This window comes from Nonomuraea sp. AD125B (assembly GCF_041402765.1).
Taxonomy (GTDB): Bacteria; Actinomycetota; Actinomycetes; order Streptosporangiales; family Streptosporangiaceae; genus Nonomuraea; species Nonomuraea bangladeshensis.
In genome coordinates this window covers 101572-123568 of sequence record NZ_JBGLOU010000020.1, presented here as the reverse complement: position 1 = coordinate 123568, position 21997 = coordinate 101572, and the positions used below count along the sequence as shown (strand labels likewise).

General features: G+C 73.5%; 21 protein-coding genes. 13 read left to right on the top strand and 8 right to left on the bottom strand.

Features of this window, described 5'->3' with window-relative positions:
- Positions 1–63: 63 nt before the first annotated feature.
- The 5 genes from ACBR40_RS40080 to ACBR40_RS40060 all read right to left on the bottom strand — a co-directional run bounded on the left by ACBR40_RS40080 (position 64) and on the right by ACBR40_RS40060 (position 2380).
- Entirely contained in the window at positions 64–225 is a 162-nt protein-coding gene (locus tag ACBR40_RS40080) for a thiazolylpeptide-type bacteriocin (RefSeq protein WP_329579958.1), read from the bottom strand.
- Between the two features lie 15 nt (positions 226–240).
- Entirely contained in the window at positions 241–387 is a 147-nt protein-coding gene (locus ACBR40_RS40075; protein ID WP_371252093.1) for a thiazolylpeptide-type bacteriocin, read from the bottom strand.
- 10 nt (positions 388–397) lie between these two features.
- Positions 398–559: a thiazolylpeptide-type bacteriocin gene (locus ACBR40_RS40070; protein ID WP_329579952.1), complete on the bottom strand. Its 162-nt coding sequence runs from the start codon at positions 557–559 to the stop codon at positions 398–400.
- Positions 560–629: 70 nt separating this feature from the next.
- Positions 630–1439, bottom strand: a complete 810-nt coding sequence (locus ACBR40_RS40065; RefSeq protein WP_344205442.1) for an ABC transporter permease — start codon at positions 1437–1439, stop codon at positions 630–632.
- Entirely contained in the window at positions 1436–2380 is a 945-nt protein-coding gene (locus ACBR40_RS40060; RefSeq protein ID WP_371252092.1) for an ABC transporter ATP-binding protein, read from the bottom strand. The genes ACBR40_RS40065 and ACBR40_RS40060 overlap by 4 nt, the downstream gene beginning before the upstream one ends.
- A 205-nt stretch (positions 2381–2585) precedes the next feature.
- Here ACBR40_RS40060 and ACBR40_RS40055 point away from each other — a divergent pair, with 205 nt between their 5' ends.
- The 5 genes from ACBR40_RS40055 (at position 2586) to ACBR40_RS40035 (ending at position 8940) form a co-directional block, all read left to right on the top strand.
- The gene (locus tag ACBR40_RS40055) at positions 2586–2771 is read left to right on the top strand and encodes a thiazolylpeptide-type bacteriocin (protein WP_329579942.1); all 186 of its coding nucleotides are present in this window, start codon (positions 2586–2588) and stop codon (positions 2769–2771) included.
- Positions 2772–2851: 80 nt separating this feature from the next.
- Complete coding sequence (locus ACBR40_RS40050) at positions 2852–3934, top strand: hypothetical protein (protein WP_371252091.1); 1083 nt, start codon at positions 2852–2854, stop codon at positions 3932–3934.
- Complete coding sequence (locus ACBR40_RS40045) at positions 3931–5547, top strand: hypothetical protein (protein WP_371252090.1); 1617 nt, start codon at positions 3931–3933, stop codon at positions 5545–5547. The genes ACBR40_RS40050 and ACBR40_RS40045 overlap by 4 nt, the downstream gene beginning before the upstream one ends.
- 2 nt (positions 5548–5549) lie before the next feature.
- Positions 5550–7325: a TOMM precursor leader peptide-binding protein gene (locus ACBR40_RS40040; protein ID WP_371252089.1), complete on the top strand. Its 1776-nt coding sequence runs from the start codon at positions 5550–5552 to the stop codon at positions 7323–7325.
- A gap of 13 nt (positions 7326–7338) precedes the next feature.
- Positions 7339–8940, top strand: a complete 1602-nt coding sequence (locus ACBR40_RS40035; RefSeq protein ID WP_371252088.1) for a thiopeptide-type bacteriocin biosynthesis protein — start codon at positions 7339–7341, stop codon at positions 8938–8940.
- Positions 8941–8944: 4 nt separating this feature from the next.
- Here the strand turns inward: ACBR40_RS40035 and ACBR40_RS40030 are convergent, their stop codons facing one another.
- The 3 genes from ACBR40_RS40030 to ACBR40_RS40020 form a co-directional block, all read right to left on the bottom strand.
- Complete coding sequence (locus tag ACBR40_RS40030; protein ID WP_371252087.1) at positions 8945–9484, bottom strand: response regulator transcription factor; 540 nt, start codon at positions 9482–9484, stop codon at positions 8945–8947.
- Positions 9485–9595: 111 nt separating this feature from the next.
- Positions 9596–12652 (bottom strand): BTAD domain-containing putative transcriptional regulator, encoded by a 3057-nt coding sequence (locus ACBR40_RS40025; RefSeq protein WP_371252086.1) that lies wholly within the window; start codon positions 12650–12652, stop codon positions 9596–9598.
- 327 nt (positions 12653–12979) lie between these two features.
- On the bottom strand, positions 12980–13579 hold the full coding sequence (locus ACBR40_RS40020; protein WP_371252085.1) for a DUF6461 domain-containing protein: 600 nt from the start codon (positions 13577–13579) through the stop codon (positions 12980–12982).
- Positions 13580–13715: 136 nt separating this feature from the next.
- On the opposite strand from ACBR40_RS40020, the gene ACBR40_RS40015 reads away from it, so the two are divergent.
- The 8 genes from ACBR40_RS40015 (at position 13716) to ACBR40_RS39980 (ending at position 21986) form a co-directional block, all read left to right on the top strand.
- On the top strand, positions 13716–14231 hold the full coding sequence (locus ACBR40_RS40015; RefSeq protein ID WP_371252084.1) for a putative quinol monooxygenase: 516 nt from the start codon (positions 13716–13718) through the stop codon (positions 14229–14231).
- 83 nt (positions 14232–14314) lie between these two features.
- A complete protein-coding gene (locus ACBR40_RS40010) occupies positions 14315–15151 on the top strand; it encodes a universal stress protein (protein WP_371252083.1) in 837 nt (278 codons plus the stop codon).
- Positions 15148–15981, top strand: a complete 834-nt coding sequence (locus ACBR40_RS40005) for a universal stress protein (RefSeq protein WP_371252082.1) — start codon at positions 15148–15150, stop codon at positions 15979–15981. Before ACBR40_RS40010 ends, ACBR40_RS40005 begins: the two co-directional genes overlap by 4 nt.
- Before the next feature lie 94 nt (positions 15982–16075).
- A complete protein-coding gene (locus ACBR40_RS40000) occupies positions 16076–18610 on the top strand; it encodes a cation-translocating P-type ATPase (RefSeq protein WP_371252081.1) in 2535 nt (844 codons plus the stop codon).
- A gap of 59 nt (positions 18611–18669) precedes the next feature.
- On the top strand, positions 18670–19146 hold the full coding sequence (locus tag ACBR40_RS39995) for a hypothetical protein (protein WP_371252080.1): 477 nt from the start codon (positions 18670–18672) through the stop codon (positions 19144–19146).
- Positions 19143–20177, top strand: coding sequence for a peptidoglycan-binding protein (locus ACBR40_RS39990; protein ID WP_371252079.1), 1035 nt, complete (start codon positions 19143–19145; stop codon positions 20175–20177). Before ACBR40_RS39995 ends, ACBR40_RS39990 begins: the two co-directional genes overlap by 4 nt.
- Positions 20170–20820, top strand: a complete 651-nt coding sequence (locus tag ACBR40_RS39985; protein ID WP_371252078.1) for an ABC transporter ATP-binding protein — start codon at positions 20170–20172, stop codon at positions 20818–20820. Before ACBR40_RS39990 ends, ACBR40_RS39985 begins: the two co-directional genes overlap by 8 nt.
- A complete protein-coding gene (locus tag ACBR40_RS39980) occupies positions 20817–21986 on the top strand; it encodes an ABC transporter permease (protein WP_371252077.1) in 1170 nt (389 codons plus the stop codon). Before ACBR40_RS39985 ends, ACBR40_RS39980 begins: the two co-directional genes overlap by 4 nt.
- Positions 21987–21997 lie beyond the last annotated feature (11 nt).

The window sequence follows — 21997 nt, the reverse complement described above, 5'->3', positions numbered from 1 at the left end:
CACGCATCCTCTGTGGGTGGTCCCCCGGCCACCCGTGAGCGGCCGGGGGATGGGAGCGGCTTCCTAGATCGGGTCGATGGAGCAGCAGGAGCTGCACGACATCGACAGGTTGGAGCAGCTGATGCCGGAGGCGCCGGTCTCGGGAAGCGCGACGCTGTCACGCATTGCCGTCACCGACAGCTCCTCCAGAGCCAGCTCGTCGACCTGGAAGGCGAAACTGGGCATGGCACCTTCTCTCACTCAGGTGGGTTGGATGCACGAGCAGCACGAGGAGGTGGTGAGGCACCCGGAGGCGGCGGTCTCGGGGAGGGCGACGCTGTCGCGCATCGCCGTCACCGACAGCTCCTCCAGGTTCAGATCCGTCACCTCGAAGGGGAAATCGGTCATCGCACGCTCCCTACTGGATGACGATGCAGCAGCAGGACGAGGACGTGGCGATCGAGGTGAACGCGCTGCAGGCGGAGGCGCCGGTCTCGGGAAGCGCGACGCCGTCGCGCATCGTGGTGACCGACAGCTCCTCCAGAGCCAGGTCCTCCAGGTTGAAGGTCAGGTTCGGCATGGGGTTTCATTCCTTTCCGTACACGTGCGAGTGCGGCTGGCGGGTGGAAGGGAAGCGGCGGGCACCTCCTTCAGTCCAGGGCGCGGCGGCCGAAACCGAGCGCGCCCGCGACCGCGAACCCCGCGCCGGCCACCGCCATGACCAGCAGGCAGAGCCAGAACGCGAGGTGCGGGATCTGGGGGACCATGACCGCGCGCATGGCCTCGCTGACGTAGGTGAGCGGGTTGAGCGCGCAGACGACCTGGAACCACGGCAGCCGCTCCAGCTCCGGCCAGGGGAACTGGGTGGCCCCGGTGAACATCAGCGGCGTCAGCACCGCCGCGAAGACGGTGTTGATGCCCCGGGGCGAGACCGCGGTGCCCAGGGTCATCCCGATCGCCGAGCCCACGAAGGCCCCCAGGGCCATGACGAGCAGGGCGGGCGGCACGGAGGCGAGGGCGATCTCGGTGCCCGGCAGGACGAGCAGGCCCAGCGGGATCATGACCGCTCCGGCGAGCAGGCCGCGAACCGTGCCGAAGAGCATCTTCTCGACGGCCACCAGCCAGATCGGCAGCGGGGCCAGCAGCCGGTCCTCGATCTCCCTGCTGTAGGAGAAGTCAAGCGTCAGCGGCAGCGCGGTGTTCTGCAGCCCTCCGACGAAGGCGTTGAGCGCGATGACTCCAGGCAGCAGCACCGCGCCGAAGTCGCCGCCGACGTAGCCCAGGTCGCCCAGGACCGTGCCGAAGACGAACAGGATGAACAGCGGCTGCAGCACCACCTGGGTCAGGAAGGCGGGCAGCTCGCGCCAGGTGACGACGAGGTCGCGCGTGAGGATGGCGGCGAAGGAGCGCGCCACGGGCGGCCTGGGGGTCGCGGCCCTGGCCTCGTCGATGGTGGTCATCGCAGCTCCCGTCCGGTGAGGCGGAGGAAGACGTCCTCCAGGCCGAGGCGGGCGAACTCCACCCCGGCGAGCGTGAGGTCGTGGCCGGCCAGCGCCTTGACCACGGTGGGCAGCACCTCACCGGGATCGTGCGAGGTGTACAGGCGTACGCGCCCGCCCGGCAGCTCCTCCACGCGTTCGACGGTCTCGACGGCGGCGAGCGCCGCGGCCGCCGCGCCCTCGGCCGAGTCCAGCGCGAGCGTGAGGGTGTTGCTGCCCGGCAGCTCCCTGACCAGGGCGCCGGGAGTGTCCAGCGCCAGCACCTTGCCGTGGTCCAGGATGGCGACCCGGTCGCAGAGCTTGGCCGCCTCGTCCATCTGGTGCGTCGTCAGCACCACGGTCACGCCGCGCTCGCGCAGCTCGGCGATGCGCTCGTGCACGAACAGCCGTGACTGCGGGTCCAGCCCGCCGGACGGCTCGTCCAGGAACAGCACGCGCGGCTCGTGCATGAGCGCCCTGGCGATCATCACGCGCTGCGCCTGACCCCCGGAGAGCCGGTCGGTGCGGTCGCCCGCGCGGTCGGCCAGGCCCATGCGCTCCAGCAGCTCGTCGGCCCTCCTGCGCCGCTCGGCGCGGGGCACCGCGTGGTAGGCGGCGTGGCACTGCAGGACCTGCCGGATGCTCAGCGAGCGGTCCAGGTTGGTCCGTTGCGGCACCACGGCCAGCACCTGCCTGGCCCGCGTCGGTTCCCGCAGCACGTCGACGCCCTCGACGACCACCCGGCCGCCGCTGGGACGCACCCGCGTGGTCAGCACGCCGACCGTGGTGGTCTTGCCGGCCCCGTTCGGGCCGAGCATGCCGAAGACCTCTCCGTGGCGTACCTCGAAGCTGATCCCGTCGACCGCGGCACGGGGATTTCCCCGGTAATTCTTGGTGAGATTCTCGACCTCGACAGCGTTCATTTCTTCACCGATACCGATCGCGTCGTGGAAACGGGCGAAGCGTATTCACGTGGGCTCGCGACAGTCAAGGTCCGAAAAATTGGCCGACCGCTGTCAGTACACCTTTCCGACAGCATGGTCAAGACAGCAGAAAAGCTGTCAGGTGATCGCGGCGGGACGCGGCCCATACTCCGGGAGTCGAACTCCAGCACCTGGGAGGTGAATCATGTCCCCTGCGATCACTACCGCCGACTTCGGCCTCGCCGACCTGGATCTGTCCAGTCTGCAGGTGACGGCCATGCGTGACGCCGTCGCCCTGCCCGAGACCGGCGCCTCGTCAGGATCGTCGAGCTGCGGCGGTTGCTCCACCTGCGGCTCGTCGTCCTGCTGCGGCGGTACCGAGATCGAGTGATCCACCGGCCGGGACGCCGCTTCCGCCGGAACTGCGCCCCGGCCATTCAAGAACCCATTTGCGCGCTTGGACGGGTACGTATGATCGACGTTGTCTGCCATTATTACGAGGACTTCAAGGCGCCGTTGCTGCGGCAATTCCTCATTCCGCTCGCGCGGTCTTTTCCCGGCAGCGTCCACCTCGATCGGCATTGGTTGCGCGGGCCGCACGTCCTGCTCCGCTTCCACGGTCCTGGCGATCACGCCCGGGCCGCGGAGGAGGCCGCCGACGCCTGCCGACGCCACCTGGCGGCCTTCCCCTCCACCGCCGTGGTGGATCCGGCCGAGCTGGTACGGCAGGCGGAACTGGCCGGGCGGGCCGAGCTCGTGCCCGGGCCGTACGCACCCCTCCACCCTGACAACTCGGTGCTGGTGCGCCCTGCCGACCTGGCTCCCCTGGTCGACCTGCTGGGCTCGCGGGCCGCCGTGCTCGAGCGGTGCGAGCTGCTGGCCCTCGGCCTGGGTGCGGTGGAGCGGTCACTCGAGCTGGCCGGCGACCCCGGCTCCCGCGTCACCCTCGCCCTGGTCGCGATCACCGCTCATGCCGCCGGCTATCCGGCCGGGCTGGGAGCGGGCTACCAGTCCTTCCTGTCGCACGTGGCCGACCATCTGGCCTACGAGGATCCCGACGGCAGCCTGGAGGCGGCCTTCGAGCGCCAGTGGGCCGAGCGCGGCGCGGGGGTGACCGAGCTGGTCCGCACCGTCGCGGAAGGCGGGGTGCTGCCCGGCCGGCTGGAGGGCGTCGCGGCGGCCTGGCGCGCCTGGTCGCGTGACGCGTCCGCGCACGCCGACGCCGCTCTCGACACCGCCGCCCTGGTCGGTGGCCGTAACGGGCACGCCGCCGTCGCCGCCCGTTTCGGCGGCGACACCGAGATCCGGTGGGACTTCACCCGCCGCCACTACAGCGAATACCACCAGCTGCTCAACCGGTCCGGGTTCGAGAAGGTGGCGCTGAGCAGACCCTTCGGGCTCTACCGTTTCGGCACCAACGTGCTCTACCGCCTGCTGGCGCTGTGCGACCTGCGGCCTGTGGAGCGTTACCTGGCCGCCTACCTGTTCAGCGAGGCGGTCGAGCGCATCACCGGGCGGACGTGGCGCGAGCGGCTGAGCGGAGCTCCGGCGTGAGCGCGGAGGCGGTCCTGCGGCTGCGCCCTGTGGTGCGGGCCGGTCGCCTGCCCGCGGGTGTGCACCTGCGGTCGTGGAGCGGCGCGGTCAGCCTGGAGGGGGCGGCCGGGCTGTGGCCGCTGTGGCAGCGGCTGGCGCCGTTGCTCGCCGAGGGGGTGAGCGAGCGCGATCTCGACGCGCTGTGCCCGGAGCCCGCTCTGCGGGAGGCCGTGCGGATGCTGCTCGATCGGCTGCGGGAGCACGACCTGCTGGTGGCGGTACGGCCCGGCGACGGCATGCCGCCGGCCGTACGGGGATGGCTGGAATCTGCGGCGCCCGACCCGGACGCGGCGTGGCGCTCGCTGGGCGCGGCCACCGTGACGGTGCGGGGCGAGGGGCGGCTGGCGGAGGCGGCGCGTGAGGCGCTGGCCCGCTGCCATGTCGGCGCCCGCACGGCGCCCGCCTCGGACGGCCTCACGCTCATCGCGGGCGTACTGGTGGTCCGCGCCGCCGGCCTGGGCCCGACGGGGTTCGTCACACCCGCCCTGCCCCCCGCCCAGGCCGCCGCCCTGGCCGACGCCCTGACCACCCGCCTCGCGGGCCCCCCGGCCACCCCTCACCTGCCCGGCGCCCCGGCCACCCGCCTCGCGGGCCCCCCGACCGCCACTCGCCTCGCCGACCCCCCGACCATCCCTCACCTGCCCGGTGCGGGCCATGGGCTCGCGCCCGATGCGATGCTGGCGGAGCTGCTGGGAGCCGCGGCGGCCGACCGGATGGTGAGGGCGATCGCCGGATGGCCCGCCAGGTCCGGCGAGGTCCTGCTCGCCAAGGCCGACCCGCTGGAGGCCTCCTACCGCCCCTGGCCGCCGGCCGCCCCGGTCCCGCCCGCCCGCCGCGTCACGCTGGAGGAGGCGCTCCGGCGGGCCGCGCTGCTCACCGACCCCGACCTCGGGGCGCTGCCCCCCGCCGTCCCGGACGGCCACCCCCAGCTCCCCCTCGGCCTGGTCGTCTGCCCGCTGCCCGGCCGCGAGGTCACCGGAGCCGGTCCCACGACCGACACCGCCCATCTGGCGGCCGTTCAGGCCGCTGCCCAGGCGCTCATCGGCGAGGACCCGGCGCGCGCGGCCGTGGGCGCGGACGAGCTGCACGCCTGCGGCGTCCTCCTGCGCCGCCTGGCCGACCGCCTGGCCGCCGGGCTCTCCCCGTGGCGCGGCCCGGTCCCCGGCAGCCACTGGTGGCGCGTCCTGACCCGCCGTCTGGGCCGCGCCGTGCGGCTGTGCCTGCGCGACCTGGACGGCGCCTGGCACGCCGAGATCGTCGACGGCGGCGGCTCCCGCCTGGGCTGGGCGGTCGAGCGCGACCGTGACGAGGCGGCGGCCATGGCCGCCATGGCCGCAGTCGGCACGCTCCTGGCACCGGGGCCGGTCACGCCGGTCTGCGGAGCCGTACCCTGCCCCGATCTCACCCCCGAGGAGCGCGACGGCGATCTGGGCCGGTGGTTGTGGCCCGCCGCGCTCTCCGCGTACGAGGAGGAGCTGCAGGCCCGCCTGCGCGAGCTGACCGGCTGCCTGCCTCACCGCGACGAACGGCCCTGCGCGGTGAGCGCGGCGGGCTTCCAGATCTGGCGGAGCTGAGCATGGACTTCGACGTCGTCGTCCTCGACACCTGGACCCTGGAATCGGTCACCGAGCTGGCCGCCCGCGCCGTGGACGGCGGGCCCGCCGTCCTTCCGGTGCGCTGCGACGGCGGCCTGGTGCTGGTCGGCCCGCTCACCGGACCGGGAACGAGCGCGTGCGTGGCCTGCGCCGAGCACGCCAGGATCCACGCCCTGCCCGGCCACACCCCGCACACCGGCCAGGTCATGGGCGGCTCGGTCCCGCCGACGGTCGCCGCCCTGGTCGAGCGCCTGGTCGAGCGCCTGGCGGAGCGACCGCAGGACGGCGTCATGTGGGCGATCAGGGGCGAGAGCCTGGAGGTCTCCACCCACCGGGTGCGGCCCTTCGGCGGCTGCCGGGTCTGCGCACCGCTGCCCGACGACTCCCCGCGCCCGATCACGATCGCCTCGCACCCGGTCACCGGCACCGGCCTGCGCGAGGCCAACCCCCGCACGGCCGGCGCGGACGGGCTGCGTGAGGTCCTGCTGGACTGGCGGGTCGGCCCGGTGCTGCGGCTGTTCCGCTGGGGCTCGCGCAGCCTGCCCCTGGCCAGCGCCGAGTTGCCGGGCGCCGCCGACTCCTCCGAGGCGGGGTACGGCAGGGCGGAGGACTTCGCCGACGCCGAGCGGGTGGCGTTGTTCGAGGCGCTGGAGCGGCTGACCGGCATGACGCCGCGCGGCAGCCGTACCGTCGTGCGCGCCGCCCACGCCGAGCTCGACCCGCACGTCGCGGTCGATCCGGCCACCCTCGGCCTGCACGAGCCGGAGTTGACGGACCATCCGGCCTTCCGCCTGACGCCCTACGCTCCCGGCCTGCCGCTCGCCTGGGTCCACGGCTGGTCGCTGACCCACGGGCGCGACCGGCTGGTGCCCGAGGAGCTGGTGTACTGGCGGCTGCGCGGCAGGCGCTCGATCTACGACTCCTCCAACGGCTGCGGGCTCGGCTCCAGCCTGGCCGAGGCGATTCTGTACGGACTGTTCGAGGTCGCCGAGCGCGACGCCTTCCTGATGGCCTGGTACGCCCGCACGCCGCTGCGGCGGATCGCCACCCCGACGGAGGACCCGCAGATCTGCCGCCTGGCCGACCGGCTCGGCTCGCTCGGGCACGATCTGCTGCTGTTCGACGCCACCAACGACTTCGGCGTGCCGGCCGTCCTCAGCATGATCCGCCGGCGCGTGCCGGATCCGCGGCGGCCGAACGCCCTGTTCGCGGCCGGGGCCCACCATGACCCGCTCACCGCCGTCAGGTCGGCCGTCGTCGAGGTCTACATCAACGCCAGGAACGCCGCGGATCCGCGCATCGTCTCCTTCGACCCCGACCGGCTGCGGCCCATGCTGGAGGACCCCACGCTGGTCCGCACGGTCGACGACCACGTCTTCGTCAACGCTCTGGCCGAGGCCGCCCCCTGGCACTCCTTCCTGAGCGGCGAGGAGACCCCCGTGTCCTGGCGCGAGGTGTGGCCCCGCCGCCCCGCCGTACCCGACCTGGGCGAGCACCTGTCGGAGTGGGTGGCGCAGCTGGCGGCGCGGGGCTTGGAGGTGATAGCGGTCGACCAGAGCGAGCCGGTCACCCGCGAGCGGCTCGGGCTGCACGCCGCCAAGGTGATCGTGCCGGGGTCGCTGCCGATGACCTTCGGCCACGTCTACCGCCGCACCCGCGGCCTGCCCCGGCTGCTGGAGGTGCCCGCGAGGCTGGGCCGCCTGCCCGCACCGCCGCGCTACGACGACCTGCCCTTCCACCCCCACCCCTTCCCCTGACGTGAGGACTGCCGTGGACACCTGGACGAGCCTGCATTGCTTCGTGCACTGGTCCGTGGAGCGGACCGACGACTTCCTCACCGGCGTCCTGGGCCCGCTCATGGCCGCCCGCCGCACGTCCGGTTGGTTCTTCATCAGGTACTGGGAGGGCGGGCCGCACCTGCGCGTGCGCGCCCTCGGCGCCCGCGACCCGGCGGAGCTGGAGCGGGCGGTGGCGGACGCGCTGGCGGACGCGGTGGCGGGCGATCTGCCCCCCGACCTGCCCGCCGACGCCGGCTGGACGCCGCACGGGATCGTGAAGTCGATCGCCTACGAGCCGGAGACCGGCAGGTACGGCGGAGCCGAGGGCATCGGCGTGGCCGAGCGGGTCTTCTGCCGCTCCACCGAGACCGCCGTGGAGGCGCTGTCAGGGCGCTTCCCGCAAGGACGGTTGAGCGCCGCCATCCACCTCGTCCGCGCCACCACGCTGGGACTCGGCCTGGACGAGCGGGCCGCGGCGGCCTGGCTGCGCAGGCACGCGGCGAGCTGGCGGCACACCGGCGAGGTCGAGCTCCTGCCGCCCGCCGTGCCCCTGGCGCGCACCGCCAGGCTCGTGGCCGGCCAGGGCGAGGCGCTGCGCCACCTGCTGGCCGCCGCCGAGGATGACGATCTGTGCGTCCGCTGGCGCCGTACGGTGGCCGAGGCGGACGGCGAGCTGGCCGCGCGCGGGCTCGACGAGGTGCGCCGGCTGTGGATCTGGGCGTCGCAGTTGCACATGCTCTGCAACCGTCTGGGCGTCCGGCCCGACGAGGAGCGCGCGGTGTGCTGGCTGGTCGCCGCGCTGCTGGCCGCCGACGCGGGAGCCGACCAGCGCTACCTGGAGGAGTCGAAGTACCCGCCGGGGATCCTGCCGTCGCTGCCCGACGACTCCCACGGCGTGCCCTCCCAGGACCGGCCGCCGATGCCCGGACTGCCCGAGGTGCGCCTGCCGGAGGGCCCGCCGCTCAGCCTGCCGCTGGGCGAGGCCCTGGACCGCCGGGCCTCCTGCCGTACCCTTACCGGCCCGGTGGGCGCCGCGGAGCTGGGCTCGCTGCTGGGCCTGGCGTTCGGCGCCAGGGCCGACCGCACGCTGCGCTTCGGCGACGGCCCCGCCCATGCCTACCGGCGCCGCCCGTTCCCCGGCGCGGGAGCCAGGTACGGCACGCGCCTGCGTCTGGTCGTGCGCGAGGTCGAAGGGCTGGACCCGGGCACCTACCACGTCGGCGAGGACGGCCGCGCCCTGCGACGGCTCGGAGCGCCGCCGGCGGACGACGAACTGGCGGCCACCTCGATGTGGCTGACCTCGGCGCGGGTGGACGAGCGGCTCGGCCTGATCGACGTCACCCGCGTGCCCGCCGTCCTGCTGCTGACCGCCAACCTCGACACCCACCGCCCCAGGTACGGCACGCGGGCCCTGCGCTTCGCCCTGCTGGAGGCAGGCCACGTCGCGCAGAACCTGACCCTGGCGGCGACCGCGCTGGGGCTGGGCACGATCACCCTCGGCGGTTTCTACGACGACCTGGTGCACGAGCTGTTCGGGCTCGACGGGGTCGCCGAGAGCGCGCTGTACCTGCTGCCGGTCGGCCTTCCCGGCTGAGCCGTCAGCCGAGCAGGCCGTCCTCACGGGCGCAGCGAGCCAGGTCCACCTTGGTGTAGGCGCTGCGCCCGCAGTCGGCGTACTTGCGTTTGATACGTTCCAGGTACTTCTTGGCCGTGGACGGCTGGATGCCCGCCCGGCGCGCGGCGGTCTCCAGCGTGAGCCCGGAGGCGTAGCCGAGCAGCACCGCCCGTTCCTGGCCCGACAACTGCGGGCCGACCCCCAGCAAGGCGCGGATGGCGGGCGCGAGCCGGCCGGGCGCGAGAGCGGACTGCGCGGGCGCCTCCACGAGGGCGGCGTCCTCGCCGAGCGCGAAGGCGCGGTGGCCCGCGGCGCGCAGGAGCCGGAGGGTCTCGGCGCCGTCGGGCGGCCCGGCCAGGGCGGCGTCCACGACGATCACGTCCGCCCGGTCCCCCTGCCGCTCGGTCAGCTCGGGGAGGCTGCCGGCTCTGGCCAGAAGCCTGCAGCCGGGGTCGGCCGCCAGTGAGGCGGTGGCGATGACCAGCAGATCGGGATTGTCGATGATCAGGGACACGGAGATCATGGGCGCTCCAGGCGGGGAGGGGTGCGGTCCCGATGGCGGATCCGGCGGTGGATCCGCCACGGAGGCTAGACCACCCGAATGGATCACGACTGGACGCCGAATGGATCATCGTCAGCCGGTGGCTCCGGCGACGAGCGTCTCGATCTCTTCCATCTCATGCCGGTTGCCGATCCTCCCGTACAGTCCCCTGGCCTCCTCCCACGCCGCCAGGGCCTGCGCGTTCTCGCCCAGCATGACGTGGGCGATGCCGAGGGCCTTCAGCACCATGGCCTGAAGGTGCAGCACCCCCAGCTCGCGGAAGACCCGCAGGGAGAACAGCAGACGCTCGCGCGCCTGCTCGAAGCGGCCGTTCACCAGGTCCCTGGTGGCCAGGCTCCGCGAGACGATGGCGCGGGTGATCTCGCCGGCCATCTCCTCGCTGAGCTCCTCGGCCGTGTCGAGGAAGGAGTCGGCGTCCGGCTGCTTGGTGAGCACCCCGCTCTCGCCGAGCACGACCAGCGCCAGCAGCTCCTTCAGCCGCACTCCGAGGCTCCTGCTGAGCCGCAGGCCCTGCAGCAGCGCCTCGCGGCTCTCGTCGTAACGGCCCTGGTAGTGGCGGACCATGCCGAGCGAGCGGAGCGCCGTCAGGTGCAGCCGGTTCACCTTGCGATCCCTGGCCCGCTCGACCACCCGCTCGAGGTGCGCCGAGGCGAGTTCCAGCTCGCCGCGCTCACGGTAGGTGAAACCCAGGCCCGCGTGGACGAAGTCGAAGCCGGCATCGTGGCCGTGCTCCCCGGTCAGCCGTTGCGCCAGGTGCATCAACTCCAGACCCTCCTCGCCGTGCCCCTCGGCGAGCACCGCGGTGCCCAGCATCGCGAGCGCATGGATTTCGCCGCGGATGTCTCCCACCGAGCGGAACAGGTCGAGCGCGATCTGGGCGTGCTCGTGCATCGCGAGCGGCTGGATCATCGGCACGCTGAACAGGTAGGCGAGGTTGCGGGCCATCACCGCCCGCCCCCGCGGAACGTCCTCGCCACACGCCGCCATCGCGACCGCGTGCACCGCCTGGCTCTCCTCCAGCAGGTCGCGCATCTCGTGGAAGCCCACGCACGCCTCGGCCAGGTTCCACGCCAGGTCGGCTCGTCCCTCGCGAGCGCTCTGCGTGATCACGACCGCCAGGTTCGCCCGCTCGCTCTGGAACCATTTCACCGGATCGTCCAGCAGCAGGCCGGTGTGCTCCGCCGGCAGCCTCCTGCGGGGCGCCGGACCGCGCAGCGCGGGCAGGGTCCGGTAGGCCAGCTCCGTGTCCGCCTGCTCGGCGAGCGAGAGCCAGGTCGCGTAGGCCCTGACCCTGGCCTCCTCCCGCGCGGCCTCGTCGTCCTCCAGCGCCGCCCGCTCCGCCGCGTACAGCTTGATCAGGTCGTGCATGCGGTAACGCGGCTCGCCCGTCTCGTCCTGGTCGGCGACCGACACCAGCTGCACGTCGATGAGCTGGTCGAGCAGGCGCTCCGCCTGCTCCTGCGGCTCGTCCAGGAGGGCCGCCAGGGTCCAGTCGGCGAAGTCGGCGACGTCCAGCAGCCCCAGGACGCGGAAGGCCCGCCGTACGGCCGGCGGCAGCGCGTCGTAGCTCAGCCCGAAGGTCGCTCGCACCGCCAGGTCACCGGCCGACAGGTGGTCCAGCCTGCGGCGCTCGTCGCTCAGCTGCCTGCGGAAACGTTCCAGGCTCAGGTGGGGCTGGGCGGCCAGGCGGGCGCCCGCCACGCGGACGGCCAGCGGGATGTGGCCGCACGCCTCCAGGATCGCGCGGGCGGCGTCGCCCTCACCCCTCACCCGCTGCTCGCCGATCAGGTGCACGAGCACGTCCATCGCCTCGTCGGCGGTGAAGACGCCGAGGTCGAGCCGGTGCGCGCCGCTCAATCCCATGAGCCGCGACCGGCTGGTGACCACCGTGGCGCAGGTGGCGGCGCCGGGCAGCAACGGGCGCACCTGGCTCTCCTCCACGGCGTTGTCCAGCACCAGCAGCACCCGGCGGCCCGCCATCCTGCTGCGGTACAGCGCCACCCGGTCGTCGAGCTCCTTGGGGATGACAGACCCGTTCACGCCCATGGACATCAGCAGCCGGTGCAGCACCGCCGCGGGATCGGCGGCGGGCCGGTCGGTGCCGTGCAGGTCGACGAAGAGCTGCCCGTCGGGGAAGTTCTCCCGTAACAGATGCCCCAGATGCACGGCCAGGGTGGTCTTGCCGACGCCGCCCAGCCCGGTGACCACCGCCGTCGGCATCGCCGTACGACCGTCGGCCGGGGAGCCGAGGATGCGCGACAGCGCCGAGAGCTGGCCGAGCCGGCCCGAGAAGTCGCTGATGTCGGGAGGGAGCTGGGCGGGGACGGGTAATCTTCCCCACCCCGGCGCGGCCGGCTGCCCGCCCGCCTGCGGCTTGGCGGCCTGCTGCTTGCCCGGCTGGAGCGTGTCGGCGTGCAGGGCGAGTTCGTGGGCGGCAGCGAGCTGCGCGCCCGGCCGCACGCCGAGTTCCTCGTCGAGCCTGCGGCTGATGTCGCGGTAGTGCATCAGCGCCTCGGCCCGCCTGCCGGTGGCCAGGTAGAGCTCAATGAGGACGCTGTGAACGCGCTCGTCCAGCGGCGCCATGCGGCCCATCTCCTCGGCCAGGGGCAGCACGTCGACCGCGTGCCCGTTCAGGACGGCCGATTCGGCAAAGGTCTCCAGGGCGACGATCAGCTCCTGAGCCAGCCCCGCCAGCAGCGGATGCCCCGCCAGGGGGCGCAGCTCGGCCAGCGGCTGGCCGCGCCAGAGCGCCACCGCCCGCCGCACCCGATCGTGACCGCCACCCTGCCTGGCCAGGGCGCGAAACTCCCAGAGGTCCACCTCGACCTCGTCGGTGCTGAGCAGGTAGCCGTCGCCGACGCGCGGGAGCAGGCGGCTGGCCACGCGGCTGGGGCGATCGGGTTCGAGGATGCGCCGCAGCCGTTTGACGTAGGTGTGCAGGACGTTGACGGCCGTGGCGGGCGATCTCTCGCCCCACAGGATGTCGACCAGCTCTGACATCGGCGCGCAGCGGCCCTCGGCCAGGGCCAGCACGGCCAGGACGCTTCGCTGCTGGGCCGGCCCGAGGTCGAGTTCCGCCTGCCCACGATAAGCACGGAGGGAGCCGAGGATCTCTATCCGCAACGTCACCCACGGCAGTATGGAGGCAACCGCGACCAAGATCCAGGGCCCCCGGGGCGTGGGGTGCCCGGGTCCGGAATCTTGGCAGAGCCGTTCCATGTGCAGTCCCTTCCGGAACACGCTTCATGGCGAGGCATCGGAAGGCCCCGCCAGGAACTGCACGAGTGAGGCGACGAACCCGCCCGCTGAGAACCATGGGCGTGAGCGTCCGAGGTGGGTTGCTCACATCTGTGGATCTACGCTGTAAAGGAGTGCGCCCTCCACATTGCCTGGAGTCCCTGGAGGTGAGATGCAGATCTTGACCCTCGGTCGGTCGGCCAAGGTTCATAAGGATGCCTAATCCCAATTCTCCCACCGTAGCCAGCGGTGCTTGTCGAACAGCCAGTCGTGGGTCAGGCGGACGCCCGTCATCCGCTCGGCCAGCGCCAGCGCGAACGCCTGGAAGTCCGTGGCCCGCTTGCCGGAGAAGTCTCCGACGAGATCGTCCAGCAGGTATGGCTGCTCGCCCTGCCGGTGGAAAGGCTCCTCCCCCCACTCCATGAATTGCAGAACGGTCAGCGGCTGCGCATTCACGTAGTAGTCGAGGCTGTGGCTGTTGACGCCTGAGTAGACGTTGAGGGCCTTGCCTTTCGCGGACAGCGCACGGAGGGTTTCATGATCGGAGCCGGTGTCGCCGTAATCGGGCTCCACGACGACCAACCAGGAGCCGAGTTGCCCGGCGATCGCGCTGCAGGCGACGCCGCCGGCCTCCTCTCGCGCTTCGTGGCCGGCGTTCTCCGCCTCGACCAGGTCGTATCGCAGGCCGGTGTCCGGGCCGCTGCCGAAGACAACGGCCACCTCGTCGAGGGTGAGTCCCTCACACCAGGTGATGCACAGAGTTTCGGAGAAGTAGCCGGCGATGTCCGAGTAATGCTCTTTCATGTCGTTCAACGGCATCCCCTGTTCGTGAGCGAGCGCCTACCAGCCCGTCCTGGTCGGCGCCTTGTCGAGCATCACTCTGGCCGCCGGTTCCGGCTCGGTCGATGGTCACAGTTCAGGACGGTCGCGTTCGGGCCTGGCAGAGGAGTGATGAATGGTGATCATCGCGGGGCATGTCGTCGTCGAGCCGCAACAGCGTGAGCGCTATCTGGCGGACTGCGTGGGCGTCATCGAGTTGGCCCGCCAGGCACCCGGCTGCCTGGACTTCGCCGTCAGCGCGGACCTGGTGGATGCCGGTCGCGTGGGGTCTTTGGAGAGGGAGCTCGCGTCGGCGCGGGCGTGGGCGTTCAGCATCGCCTTCGTCCTCGCCGCCGAGGCGGCCTTCCTCGATGCCCTGGACGGCTGGCTGAACCGCCGTCCCAGTGTCGCCCGGATCGTGCCGCGCGCGGTCGTGGGCGTCGGTTATCTGCTGACTCTCGCCCTCGCCATCGAGGCCAACCCCACGAGCTCGCTGTGGGAGCTCAACGACGACAGCGCTCTCGACCGCCTCGTCCCCGCGCGGCACTTTCCCGCGCTGGTCGCCGTCGGGGTGGTGACCCTGATGGCGGTGATCGGCTGGTTGGCCGGCGCGAGCCGGGACGGTCCTGACAGAGCGGTGGTTTCTGATTGATCGTGTCTTGTTGTCCGTTATGGGAATGGGGAGGTTGTAGGGGAGCCGGCCGGTGGAGGCGAGGGATGATGGGTGGACCTGTCGTGGTCGGTACGGATGGCTCCCCGTCATCGGCGCCGGCCGTGGAGTGGGCCGCCGCCGACGCCCGCAGGCGGGGGTTGCCGCTGCGGATCGTGCACGTCTGTGAGCAGTGGTCGCATGGCGTGGACACGTCGAGGTACTGCGAGGGCGCGCTGGAGGCGGCGGCGGACAGAGCTCGCGCGCTGAGCACGGATGTCCAGGTCAGTACGGTGATGCTGGCCGGCAACGTGATCGACGTGCTGGTGGCCGAGTCGGCGTCCGCCGACAGCGTGGTGCTCGGCAGCAGGGGCGCGGGCGGGTTCGCCGGGATGCTGCTCGGCTCCGTGGGGCTGGCCGTGGCCGGTCACGCCGCCGGCCCCGTGGTGATCGTCCACGGCGACGTCGGCGGCGAGCACGGTCTGGTCGTGGCCGGTGACGACGGCTCGCCGCACGCCCGGGAGGCCGTGGCGTACGCGATCGAACAGGCCCGCGCCCGCCAGGCCCGCCTGCGGGTGATCTACGCCTGGCGGGTGCCGGTGGTGGAGTCCTCCTGGCCGGTTCAGGGCCCTCAGCTCGCGGCCTACTTCGAGGAGGACGCGCGGGCGGCCCACGAGCGGGCGGACCGCTGGCGGGAGGCCAACCCCGACATCGTGATCGACGACGAGCAACGGCGCGACCATCCCGTGGCCGCGCTCTCCGACGCCACGGACACGGCGGATCTCGTCGTCGTCGGCTCACGCGGGCTGGGCGGGTTCTCCTCCGCGGTGCTCGGCTCGGTCAGCCACGGCGTGCTGCACCACGCCAAGTGCCCGGTGGCCGTGGTACGGCCACGCGAAACCACCGGACAGGAGGGACCGTGACCGGCCTGATCGTCGCGGGCGTGGACGGTTCGGCGCCGAGCACCACGGCCGTCGAGTGGGCCGCCGACGACGCGGCCAGGGCCGGCGCGGAGTTGCGGATCGTGCACGTCCTGGACCTGCGGCCGTACGAGATCTTCGCAGGCCAGCACGAACCCCTGCGGAGGGCGGCGGGCAGGGTGCTGGCGACCGCGGAGGAGGCCGCCCGCGCCCGGCAGCCGGCCGTGGAGGTGAGCACCCGCCTGGTGGAGGGCGTTCCCGCGGCCGTGCTGCGCGAGCAGGAGGCGAGCGAGGTGGTCGTCGGCAATCGCGGCGTGGGCGGGTTCGCCGGCGCCCTGCTCGGCTCGGTCACCATGGAGGTGGCCGCGCAGGCGCGCTGCCCCGTGGTCGTCGTACGCGCCGAGCCCCGGGAGGAGACCGGCGTCATCGGGGTCGGCGTCGACGAGTCCGACACCTGCGAGCCGGCCCTCGGCTACGCCTTCGAGCGGGCCAGGTCGTACGGCGCCACGCTGCGTCCGATCCACGCCTGGCAGGTGCCCGTGCACGCCTTCGCCCCCGAGATCTCCTACGACCTGGACGAGGTACGCGCCTCCCGGCACCGGCTCGTCAGCACCCGGCTCGCGCCCTGGCGGGCGAAATTTCCGGACGTGGAGGTCGTCGAGGACGTCCAGAACGCGCACCCGATCGACGCGCTCACCGGCGTCGCCTGCGACCTGATCGTGGTCGGTTCGCACGGGCGCGGCGCGCTCGGCTCGCTGTTCCTCGGGTCGGTCAGCCGAGGGGTGCTCCACCACGCGCGCTGCCCGGTCGCGGTGGTACGCCCGCAGGAGTGAACCGAAGGCTCGCACCTGCTCCGCGCGCAGGGCCCCGGCCGAACCCCTCTGACCTGGGAGAATGGTGCGACGCCTACGAGGGGGAGCAGGAGAGATGGGCGCTTCGGAGACCGGCCGCCGGTCGGGGTTGTCCTCGCGGGAGGCGGACGCCCGGCTCCGCAGGGACGGCCCGAACCTCCTGCCTTCCCGCCCCCCGGTGGCGCTGTGGCGGCGGGTCGCCGGGCAGCTCCGTGACCCGCTGATCATCGTGCTGCTGGTGGCCGCCGCGCTGACCGCGATCACCGGCGACTGGGCGGACATGGCCGTGATCATGCTGGTGATCGTGGTCAACACCGGCGTCGGCGTGACGCAGGAGGTCCGCGCGGACCGCGCCATCACCGCCCTGACCGAGCTCACCGCGCCCGTCGCCCGCGTCGTACGTGACGGGGCGCAGCGGCAGATCCCCGCGGCCGACGTCGTGACCGGCGACCTGCTGGTGCTGGCCGAAGGGGACATCGTGCCGGCCGACGCCCGCGTGGAGGAGGCCGCGGCGCTGCTGGTGGACGAGTCGGCGCTGACCGGCGAGTCCGTCCCCGTGGACAAGGAGCCGGGCGAGCAGGTGTCGGCGGGCACGGTCGTGGCACGCGGGCGGGGCCGGGCCGAGGTCACGGCCACCGGCTCGGCCAGCGCGGCCGGGCGCATCGCCGCGCTGATGGCGAAGGGCTCCGGCCTGACGCCGCTGCAGCATCGCCTGATGGCGGTGGGACGGCTGCTGGCCGGGGTCACCGTGTTCCTGTGCGTGGTGGTCGGGGCGCTCGGCCTGATGCGGGGGCAGCCGGTCGAGCTGATGGTGGTGACCGCGATCAGCCTGGTGGTGGCGGCCGTGCCCGAGTCGCTGCCGGCCGTGGTCACGCTGAGCCTGGCGCTGGGCGCGCGGCGGATGGCCGGGCGGCAGGCTCTCGTACGCCGCCTGCACGCCGTCGAGACGCTCGGCTCCGTCACGGTCCTCGCCACCGACAAGACCGGCACCCTCACCGAGGGCCGCATGGTCGTCCGCCACCTGTGGACCCCCACGGCCGAGGCCACGCTCACCGGCACCGGCTACGATCCCGCGGGGCGGTTCGAGGGCGACCCGCCCGCCGCGTTCGCGGACCTGCTCACCGCCGCCGCCCTCTGCAACGACGCCCGCCTTCTCAAGGACGAGGACGGCCGATGGCAGGCGCTCGGCGACCCCACCGAGGCCGCGCTGCTGGCCGCCGCCGCCAAGGCCGGTCTCGACCGCGCCGACCTGCACGCGCGCCACGACCGCCTGGCAGAACGCCCCTTCGACAGCGCGTGCAAGCGCATGAGCACCCTGCACGCGCGGCCCGGCGGTGGCGGGGTCACGGTGATCTGCAAGGGCGCCCCGGAGGCCCTGCTGCGCCCGCCGGTGCTCACCGGCGACCCCGAATCCCACCTCCGGGCCGCCGAACAGGCCGAACGCTACGCCCGCGCGGGCTACCGCGTGCTGGCCGTCGCCCGCGCCGACCTCGCGACCGCGCCCCGCGAGGTGCCCGAGGAGGGGCTGGACCTGCTCGGGCTGGTCGCCATCGTCGATCCGCCCCGCCAGGCCGCGGCTGGCGCGGTCGCCGACTGCCGCCGGGCCGGGATCCGGCCGGTGCTCATCACCGGCGACCATCCGGGCACGGCGCGCGCCATCGCCACCGAGCTCGGCATCATCGGCCCCGGCGACCCGGTCGCCGACTGCCGCGACCTGCCCGTTCCGGACGGCGTGGCCGTCTACGCCCGCGCCACCCCCGAGCAGAAGCTCGACCTCATCGAAGGCATGCGCGCGGGCGGCGACGTGGTGGCGATGACCGGCGACGGCGTCAACGACGGGCCCGCGCTGCGCCGCGCCGACATCGGCGTGGCCATGGGCCGGCGCGGCACCGAGGTCGCCCGGCAGGCCGCCGACCTGGTGCTGGCCGACGACGACCTGGACACGGTGGTGGCCGCCGCCGAGGAGGGCCGGCGCGTCTACGCCAACATCCGCCGCTTCCTCGTCTACGGCCTGTCCGGCGGCGCGGCCGAGATCGCCGTCATGCTGCTGGGGCCGCTCTTCGGGCTGGCGCTGCCGCTGCTGCCCGCCCAGATCCTGTGGATCAACCTGCTCACCCATGGCCTGCCGGGCGTCGCGCTCGGGGGCGAGCCCGCCGACCCCGCCGCGATGAACCGCCCGCCCCGCCCGCCCGACCAGAGCATCCTGCGCGCCGGTCTGTGGCAGCGCGTCGTCCGCCTCGCCGTCGTGCTGACCGCCGTCACGCTCGGCGTCGCCGTCTGGGCCCTGCACACCGGCCGTCCCTGGCAGAGCATGGCCTTCTTCGCCCTCGGCGCCACCCAGCTCGGCGTGGCGCTCGGCTCGCGCGCCCGCCCCGGCTCGACGGCCAACCTCATGCTGCCGCTCGCCGTGGCGGGGGCCCTCGTGCTGCAGCTCGCGGGCCTGTACGTGCCGCTGCTGCGCGAGCTCCTCGGCACCGAGCCCCTGGCCGCCGGCGACCTGGTCGTCGTGGCCGTCCTGTCGCTCCTCGGCTACGCCGCCGCCCGCCTGGACCGGATCCTGCACCGCGAGCCCGTTCCACCGGCCCGGCCGGCAAGAAATGCAGCGGAATAAACATCGCATAAACATATTCGCTTATCGCATGCTTAACGGCGGCTCGCTATAAATCCGGCATGAAGACATTGAATTGGCTCGGTGCCGCCTTTTTGCTGGCGGGCGTGGCCGCCTGCGGCGGCGGACCGGCCGCACCCGGCGCGGCGGGGACGCAGGGCGACGGGGTGAAGTACGCGCAATGCATGCGCGAGCACGGCGTCGAGATGGACGACCCCGGCGTCGAGGGAGGCATCCGCCTGAAAATGCCCTCGGGCGGCAAAGCGGTGCTGGAAAAGGCTCAGGAGGCCTGCAAAAAGTACGCGCCCGTCACGGCCGGAAAGGGCGCGGGCGAAGTCCCCGCGGCCGATCAGGCGAAATTCATCGCGTACGCGAAATGCATGCGCGAGCACGGCGTCGACATGCCGGACCCGAAATTCGAGGGCGGTCAGGCCCGGATGGGCCTGTCCGGGCAGAAGGGGATGACTCCCGACTCGCCGGTGATGAAGAACGCCGACAAGGCGTGCCGGCCGCTGCTGCCGCGGGGTGGCGAGCAGTGAGAAGGCGCGCCCGCCTGCCGGTCGCCGTGGTGGCCGGCGGCGCCGTCGTGGCCGCCGTCGTGGCCGCCGGCGCCGCCCGCGACGGCGAGCCGCCCGAGGCCGCCGCGCCCACGAGGACGGCCCCCGTCACCCGGTCCGACCTCGTGGACGAGCTCACCGTGCCAGGCACCCTGGGCTACGCCGCCCGCCGCGCCCTGCCCAACCAGGCCCGCGGCGTGATCACCGACACCCGGCCCGAGGGCGGCGTAGTCCGCAGGGGCGAATGGCTCTACGAGGTCGCCGGCAGGCCCGTGCTGCTCATGTACGGCGAGACGCCCGTCTACCGGCGGCTGTCCCGGGGGTCCCGAGGCAAGGACGTCAAGCAGCTGGAACGCAACCTCAAGGCCCTCGGCCAGGACCCCGGCACGATCGACGACGTCTTCACCGCCGAGACGGAGAAGGCGGTCGAAGCCTGGCAGGGCGCGAGCGGCCTGCCCAGGACCGGCCGGGTGGACGGCGCGCAGGTGATCGTGGCGCCCGGCCCTGTCCGCGTCGCCGAGGTGACCGGCGCCAAGGGCGCGCCGGCCGGCGCGACGGCCGTCACCGTGACCGACACGACGCTGATCGTGCACATCGACCTGCCGGTCACCGACCGGCGGCTGGTGACGCCACGGGCGGAGGTCGGCCTGGAGAGCCCGTCGGGCGAGCGCGCCACCGGCCGCGTCACGTCGATCGGCGGCGTCGCCCGCCGGCCGCGGGAGCAGGGCGGCGTGCCGACCCTCGACGTCGAGGTGACCCTGGACGGCGAGCTCGACGGCTACGACCAGGCGCCGGTCGCGGTGGCGATGCGCGGCGAGACGCGGGCCGGCGTGCTGTCTGTCCCGGTCGAGGCGCTGCTCGCGGTTCGCGAAGGAGGGTACGCCGTGCGCGTCGTCGAGGGCGCGGGCCGGCGCCTCGTCAAGGTGACGACGGGCCTGTTCGCCGCAGGGCGGGTGGAGATCACCGGCGCCGGGCTCCGGGCCGGGATGAACGTCGAGGTGCCCGGTGATTGAGCTGATCGGCGCGGAGAAGACGTACCCGGGCGGGGTCCGCGCGCTGCGCGGCGTGGATCTGCGGGTGGCGGCGGGCGAGCTGGTCGCCATCGTGGGCCCGTCCGGCTCGGGCAAGTCGACCATGCTGCACCTCATCGGCACCCTGGACCGCCCGTCGGCGGGGACCGTGCGCATCGCCGGGCACGACGTCGCCGGCCTCGACGACGCGGGCCTGGCCGAGCTGCGCGCCCGCCACATCGGCTTCGTCTTCCAGTCCTTCCACCTGTCGGAGCACCTGAGCGCGCTCGGCAACGTGGCCGACGGCCTGCTCTACGCGGGCGTACGGCGCGGCGAGCGCACCCGGCGGGCGGCCGAGGCGCTGCGGCGCGTGGGGCTCGGCCATCGCCTGGATCACCGGCCCGGCCAGCTGTCCGGCGGCGAGAAGCAGCGGGTCGCCGTGGCCAGGGCGATCGTGGGGGAGCCCGCGCTGCTCCTGGCGGACGAGCCCACAGGCAACCTGGACAGCGCCGCGGGGGCCGAGGTCCTGGCGATCCTGCGCCGGCTGCACGGCGACGGCACCACGGTCGCCGTCATCACCCATGACAGCGAGGTCGCCGTCGCCGCTCCCCGGCGGGTCCGGCTGCGGGACGGGCGGATCGTATGAGGCTCGCGGCGTCCGACGTCATCCTGGTCGGCGTGGAAGGGCTGCGCTCGCGCCCCGCCCGCGCGCTGCTGTCGGCCCTGGGGGTCGCGATCGGCATCGCCACCATGGTGGCCGTCGTCGGCATCTCCGCCAGCAGCAGGGCGGACCTGCTGGACCAGCTCGACCGGCTCGGCACCGGCCTGCTGCGGGCCGGGCCCGGCGACACCGTGTTCGGCGGGGCCGCCCGGTTGCCGAAGACCGCCACCAGGATGGTCAGGGCCGTCGAAGCGGTGGAGTCGGTGGCGTCCACCGGGCTGACCGGTGTGCCCGCCTACCGCACCGCTCACATCCCCCGGGCCAGAACCGCCGGGCTCCTGGTCCAGGCCGCCACGGCCGACCTGCTCACGACGCTCAAGACCTCGCTGAGGCGGGGGCTGTGGCTGAACGCGGCGACCGAGCGGCAGCGGGCCGTCGTCCTCGGGGCGCTGGCCGCCGGGCGGCTCGGCGCGGGGCCCGGGGACCAGGTGTGGATCGGCGGGCAGTGGTGGACGGTCGTCGGCGTCCTGGACGGCTCCACGCTGGCGCCGGAGATCGACCGGTCGGTGCTGATCGGCTTTCCGGCGGCGGAGCGTTACCTGGCGTTCGACGGCCACCCGACGACCGTCTACACGCGGGCCGCCGACGAGCAGGTCGCCGGCGTCCGGGACGTGCTGGCCAGGACGGTGAGTCCGGAGCATCCGGAGGAGGTCAAGGTCAGCCGCCCCTCGGACGCCCTGGCCGCGCGGGCCGCGGCCACGGACGCCTTCACCGGCGTCCTGCTCGGCGTCGGGGCGGTCGCGCTGCTGGTCGGCGGCGTAGGAGTGGCCAACACCATGGTCATCTCGGTGCTCGAACGGCGGCGGGAGATCGGCCTCCGGCGGGCCCTGGGAGCCACCCGCGGCCAGGTGCGCACGCAGTTCCTGACCGAGTCGCTGCTGCTGTCCTGCCTGGGCGGCGCGGCCGGCGCGGTCTGCGGCGCGGCGGTCACGCTCGGGTTCGCGGCCTGGCGGGACCTCCAGGCCGTGATCCCCTTGTGGGCCCTGGGCGGCGGCCTGGCGGCGACGCTCCTCGTGGGGGCCGTGGCGGGGATCCTGCCCGCGATGCGGGCGGCCAGGCTTCCGCCCACGCTGGCCCTCGCGACCGCTTAGCCACCTCTTAC

Excerpts from the sequence above, each read along its gene's own strand:
- ACBR40_RS40055 (WP_329579942.1), top strand. The coding sequence starts at position 2,586 with ATGTCCCCTGCGATCACTACCGCCGACTTCGGCCTCGCCGACCTGGAT.
- ACBR40_RS40075 (WP_371252093.1), bottom strand. The coding sequence starts at position 387 with ATGACCGATTTCCCCTTCGAGGTGACGGATCTGAACCTGGAGGAGCTG.
- ACBR40_RS40040 (WP_371252089.1), top strand. The coding sequence starts at position 5,550 with ATGGACTTCGACGTCGTCGTCCTCGACACCTGGACCCTGGAATCGGTC.
- ACBR40_RS40030 (WP_371252087.1), bottom strand. The coding sequence starts at position 9,484 with ATGATCTCCGTGTCCCTGATCATCGACAATCCCGATCTGCTGGTCATC.
- ACBR40_RS40050 (WP_371252091.1), top strand. The coding sequence starts at position 2,852 with ATGATCGACGTTGTCTGCCATTATTACGAGGACTTCAAGGCGCCGTTG.
- ACBR40_RS39995 (WP_371252080.1), top strand. The coding sequence starts at position 18,670 with ATGAAGACATTGAATTGGCTCGGTGCCGCCTTTTTGCTGGCGGGCGTG.
- ACBR40_RS40015 (WP_371252084.1), top strand. The coding sequence starts at position 13,716 with ATGGTGATCATCGCGGGGCATGTCGTCGTCGAGCCGCAACAGCGTGAG.
- ACBR40_RS40060 (WP_371252092.1), bottom strand. The coding sequence starts at position 2,380 with ATGAACGCTGTCGAGGTCGAGAATCTCACCAAGAATTACCGGGGAAAT.
- ACBR40_RS39980 (WP_371252077.1), top strand. The coding sequence starts at position 20,817 with ATGAGGCTCGCGGCGTCCGACGTCATCCTGGTCGGCGTGGAAGGGCTG.
- ACBR40_RS40080 (WP_329579958.1), bottom strand. The coding sequence starts at position 225 with ATGCCCAGTTTCGCCTTCCAGGTCGACGAGCTGGCTCTGGAGGAGCTG.
- ACBR40_RS40000 (WP_371252081.1), top strand. The coding sequence starts at position 16,076 with ATGGGCGCTTCGGAGACCGGCCGCCGGTCGGGGTTGTCCTCGCGGGAG.
- ACBR40_RS40020 (WP_371252085.1), bottom strand. The coding sequence starts at position 13,579 with ATGCCGTTGAACGACATGAAAGAGCATTACTCGGACATCGCCGGCTAC.
- ACBR40_RS40070 (WP_329579952.1), bottom strand. The coding sequence starts at position 559 with ATGCCGAACCTGACCTTCAACCTGGAGGACCTGGCTCTGGAGGAGCTG.
- ACBR40_RS40065 (WP_344205442.1), bottom strand. The coding sequence starts at position 1,439 with ATGACCACCATCGACGAGGCCAGGGCCGCGACCCCCAGGCCGCCCGTG.